5 protein-coding genes and 1 pseudogene are annotated in these 4,345 nt (G+C 64.9%); 2 read left to right on the forward strand and 4 right to left on the reverse strand.

Going from position 1 to position 4,345, the window contains the following annotated elements; translation table 11 throughout:
- Positions 1-414, forward strand: a 414-nt coding sequence (locus J2S97_RS23835) for a catalase-related domain-containing protein (RefSeq protein WP_307052402.1), incomplete at its 5' end; no start/stop codon positions are given.
- A gap of 241 nt (positions 415-655) precedes the next feature.
- Positions 656-1,291 carry a DUF2461 domain-containing protein gene (locus tag J2S97_RS23840; protein ID WP_307052403.1) on the forward strand — a complete coding sequence of 212 codons (636 nt, stop codon included), beginning with the start codon at positions 656-658 and terminating at the stop codon, positions 1,289-1,291.
- A 69-nt stretch (positions 1,292-1,360) separates the two neighbouring features.
- On the opposite strand, the gene J2S97_RS23845 is transcribed toward J2S97_RS23840, so the two are convergent.
- The 4 genes and pseudogenes from J2S97_RS23845 to J2S97_RS23860 all read right to left on the reverse strand — a co-directional run.
- The gene (locus J2S97_RS23845) at positions 1,361-1,966 is read right to left on the reverse strand and encodes a TetR/AcrR family transcriptional regulator (RefSeq protein WP_307052404.1); all 606 of its coding nucleotides are present in this window, start codon (positions 1,964-1,966) and stop codon (positions 1,361-1,363) included.
- Positions 1,967-2,033: 67 nt separating this feature from the next.
- Entirely contained in the window at positions 2,034-3,608 is a 1,575-nt protein-coding gene (locus J2S97_RS23850; RefSeq protein ID WP_307052405.1) for an amino acid permease, read from the reverse strand.
- Positions 3,609-3,843: 235 nt separating this feature from the next.
- A complete protein-coding gene (locus tag J2S97_RS23855; protein ID WP_307052406.1) occupies positions 3,844-4,251 on the reverse strand; it encodes a DUF779 domain-containing protein in 408 nt (135 codons plus the stop codon).
- A pseudogene (locus J2S97_RS23860) lies at positions 4,251-4,345 on the reverse strand (zinc-binding dehydrogenase); the annotation flags it as partial. The pseudogene J2S97_RS23860 and the gene J2S97_RS23855, both read right to left, overlap by 1 nt.

Genomic DNA, 4,345 nt, shown 5'->3' on the forward strand with positions numbered 1-4,345 from the left:
AACCAGGTCAACAACTACAGCCAGGACGGCGCCGGGCGTTACCACTTCAACGCCCCGTCCGTTCCGGTCTACGCCCCCAACTCGGTCGGCGGCCCCGCTGCCGTTGAGCCGCAGGACCCGGCCGGCGGCTGGGAGAACGACGGCGAGCTGACGCTCTCCGCGCACTCCCTGCACGCCGAGGACGGCGACTTCGGCCAGGCCGGCACGCTGTACCGCGAAGTGTTCGACGACGGCGCCAAGGCCCGCCTGCTGGACACCATCACCGGTGCCGTGGGCGGCGTGAAGAGCCCGGGCATCAAGGAACGCGCCATCCAGTACTGGACCAACGTTGACGCCGAACTCGGCGCCAAACTGCGCGCCAACCTCGGCGCAGGCCAGACCGCATCAGACGCTGAAGCAGCCAACAAGCTCTGATTCTTCGACGGCTGATGCGGCACCAAACGGTGCCTGACTGCCTTTGATACGGACACCCCGCCCGCGGACCATCCGCGGCGGGGTGTTCTGCGTTCTGCGCGTTTTCCTTCAGGCGGCTGCGCTTTCCACATTTGCGCTTTTCCACATTGCGCTTTCCACATTTGCGCTTTCCACATTTGCGCTTTCCACATACGGGGCGCAGCCTCTGGCCTGCGTGGCGGGTCGGACCTAGGCTCCCTACATGAACACATTCGACGGCTTCCCGGCCGGTGCCTCCGGCTTCTATGCCGACCTTGAGCAGAACAACAACCGGGACTGGTGGCTGGAACACAAGGCCCGGTACGAGTCGCTCGTCCGGGAACCGCTGACTGCCCTGCTGGCCGAGCTGGAGCCCAGGTTCGGCCCCGCGAAGATCTTCCGGCCCAACCGGGATATCCGCTTCTCCCAGGACAAGTCCCCCTACAAGACGGCCCAGGGCGCGGTCGCGTCCTTCCAGGAAGGCGTTGGCTACTACGTGCAGCTGAGCGCCGACGGGCTCCTGGTGGGCGCCGGCTGCCATTCGAGTTCGCCCGCCCAGCTTGCCCGCTTCCGGAACTCGGTGGATGCCACCGGGACAGGGGAGTCCCTGGAGCGCATCGTCCATCGGCTCACCGAATCGGGATTCACGGTTGAGGGGGAACGGCTCAAGACCGTTCCGCGGGGGTTCCCTCGTGAGCATCCCAGGGCGGAGCTCCTCAAATACAAGTCGCTGTCCGCCGGCAGGGAGCTCGGCGAACCCGGCTGGTTGTCCACGCCGGCCGCAGCGGAGGAAGTTGGCCGGCTCTGGGAACAGCTGCGGCCGCTCGTCGAGTGGATGGGCCGCCACGCGTCGCCGTAGCAATGCTGTCCGTAACGGTAGCGGCGTCCAAAGGCGGCAGGCCGCGGGGGTCGCGGTGCGTTGACGGCGTCAGACGTGCTGGCCGTCCGTGGCCAGGCGGTGCTCGAGGTTCGAAAAGAAGACGGACACCATCAGTTCGAAGGCCTTCGTCGCTTCCTCGGGCTGGTTCATCACCACAAAATCGAACTGGAGGCCGTAGAACGTGGACGTGAAGAGTCGGGCGTCGGTGTCCGCGAACTCCGGCCGGATGCCCTGCACCACCAGCCAGTCCCGGGCCTTTTCGTGAAGCATGCGGAAGTGGTCCTGGGCTGTTCCGCGGGGCGAGGCCGCCACGATGTCCTGCGCCGTGGCCTCAAACTCAAGCCGGGCCAGGTGGCGGTTCCGCTCGGCCATGGTCCACCGCCAGGATTCCATCAGGTAGGACCGCCAGGCGTCCTGGTCGATGTCGCGCACGTCCGTGCTGCGCATGCTGTCCAGCCGGGATTCGATGGACCGGATGATCTCATTGACCAGTTGTTCACGGTTGCCGAAGTGGTAGACCAGCACGTAGGAGCTGATGCCCAGGCCGTCCGCCAGGCTCCGGAACGTGAGCTCGGCCAGGGTCTTGTCCATCAGGTAGTCCTGAATGGCGGACAACAGCTCCGCCTTGCGCTCCGGTTTAACTGCTCTGGCCATGGCTCCATCTTATGGAGTCATGGCCAGAGCGGATTCCGGGCGCGGGGCGGGCCGGACGGAACAGGGGTCAGCTGCGGGTGAGCGCGGCCTCGTCCTCATCGTCCGGGGTGCCCTTGTCCTGTACTGCCTGCGCCGCTTGCGGGGCGCCATTGACGGCGGCCTTGGCTTCGGCGAACTTCTCGTTGAGCCGGGAGTGCCGCTGGCCGTAGGAGAAGTAGATGGCCACGCCGATGACCAGCCAGATGGCAAAGAAGATCCAGGTCTCCACCGCGAGGTTCGTCATCAGGTAAAGGCACAGGAGTGCGGATACGACCGGGAGCACCTTGCCGAACGGCACACGGAAGGCCGGCTTCAGGTCCGGGCGTTTCTTCCGCAGGACCAGGATGCCCAGGCTCACCATCACAAAGGCGGAGAGCGTGCCGATGTTGATCATTTCCTCCAGCAGGTCCACGTTGGTCAGCCCGGCCACAACGGCAACCGCGGCGCCGCAGATGATCTGGAGGCGGACCGGCGTCGCACGGATGGTGCTGGTCTTGGACAGCGAGCGCGGCAGCAGGCCGTCGCGGCTCATGGCCAGGACCACGCGGGACAGTCCCATGAGCAGCACCATGATCACCGTGGTGAGGCCCACCAGGGAGCCGAAAGCGATGACCTTGGCGGCGTCGGTGTTCCCCACGGCTTCGAAGGCCGTGGTGAGGGTGGGGTTCTCGGCCTCCGCCAGCTGCGTGTAGGACACCATGCCGGTCAGGGCCAGCGACACCAGAATGTAGAGGACCGTGACGATGGCGAGGCCGCCGAAGATGCCGCGCGGCAGCGTTTTCTGCGGGTTTTTGACCTCTTCGGCCGAGGTGGCAACGACGTCGAATCCGATGAACGCGAAGAAGACCAGCGCCGCTCCGGCAAAGATGCCCAGCGTGCCGTACTGCGCGGGAACGGCTCCGGTGAGGAATCCGAAGAAGGACTGCTTGAGCACGTCGGCAGCGCCTGAGGCGGCCGTGGGCTCGGAGGCGGGAACGAACGGTGCGTAGTTCTCGAACTTCACGTAGGTGAAGCCCACCACGATGACGAAGAGGACCACGGCGATCTTGATCAGGGTGAAGATGTTGCCCACGCGGGCGGAGAGCTTTGTTCCCAGCACCAGCAGCACGGTGAATACGGCCACGATCAGGAAGGCGCCCCAGTACAGGTCGATTCCGCCGAGGGAGATGGCCGGGGGAATGTCCGCGCCCATGAGCGCGAAGACCTTGCTGAGGTAGATGCCCCAGTACTTGGCGATCACGGCGGCCGCGGTGAACAGCTCAAGGATGAGGTTCCAGCCGATGATCCAGGCCAGCAACTCGCCCATCGTGGCGTACGTGAAGACGTAGGCGGAGCCGGCCACCGGGATGGCTGTGGCAAATTCGGCGTAGCACATGATGGCCAGCGCGCAGGTGACTGCCGCGATGGCGAAGGAGACCGTCACGGCGGGGCCGGAGAAGTTCGCGGCCGCCTTGGCTCCGACGGAGAAGATACCGGCGCCGACAGCAACGGCGACACCCATGATCATCAGGTCCCACGTGCTCAGGGAACGCTTCAGTTTGCGTCCGGGTTCATCGGCGTCGGCAATCGACTGCTCAATGGATTTCGTCCGGAAAAGGTTCATAGGAAAGTCCACAATCTCGATAGCTTGTTGGAAACAGACTTATCAAGAGTAGTGTCCATCCAGTGGACGGTCACATTTATCCCAGATAGTGAGACGATGCAAGCCCGGCCTGAGGCTCAGAGCGGGGCCGCATTTAGCGCGAACGAACACTTGAGGCCCTCCTCACGAAGGGCCTCAAGTGTTCGTTCGCGCTGCTGGGACGCGCTATTGGGACAACGCCAGTGGACGGGGCTGCTCAGGCCGGCCAGTCCATCAGCGTTGACCGGATCAGGAACCGCTTGCCTTCCGGCGACTCAACAGAGAACCCGCTCCCCCGGCCCTGGACCACGTCCACGGTCAGATGCGTGTGGCTCCAGTAGCTGAACTGCTCCCTGGACATCCAGAACTCGAGGGGCTGAGGCTGCACGCCGTCGGCGATGTCGAACAGCCCCAGGAGGACGTCCGCCTCCGCGGTGATGAACTCCCCCGCCGGATAACACATGGGCGAGGATCCGTCGCAGCAGCCACCGGACTGGTGGAACATGAGGGGCCCGTGCTGGCCCCACAGCTTCCTGAGCAGTCCCACGGCCTCCGCCGTTAGCGCCACGCGGGAGATGTCCTCCCCGGGCAGCGTCACTGCCGCGTCTAGCCTCGCCTCCATCATCAGTACTTGATGACGACGCGGCCGTCGATCTTGGCGTGCTTCATCTCGTCAAGAACGGCGTTGACCTCGGACAGCTCCCGGGTGGACACGGTGG

Origin of the sequence: Arthrobacter oryzae (assembly GCF_030812315.1) — a bacterium.
In the GTDB taxonomy this organism is placed as follows: domain Bacteria; phylum Actinomycetota; class Actinomycetes; order Actinomycetales; family Micrococcaceae; genus Arthrobacter; species Arthrobacter oryzae_B.

Bases quoted from the DNA above. Each gene is read 5' to 3' on its own strand.
- J2S97_RS23840 (WP_307052403.1), top strand. From the start codon at position 656: ATGAACACATTCGACGGCTTCCCGGCCGGTGCCTCCGGCTTCTATGCC.
- J2S97_RS23845 (WP_307052404.1), bottom strand. From the start codon at position 1,966: ATGGCCAGAGCAGTTAAACCGGAGCGCAAGGCGGAGCTGTTGTCCGCC.
- J2S97_RS23850 (WP_307052405.1), bottom strand. From the start codon at position 3,608: ATGAACCTTTTCCGGACGAAATCCATTGAGCAGTCGATTGCCGACGCC.
- J2S97_RS23855 (WP_307052406.1), bottom strand. From the start codon at position 4,251: ATGATGGAGGCGAGGCTAGACGCGGCAGTGACGCTGCCCGGGGAGGAC.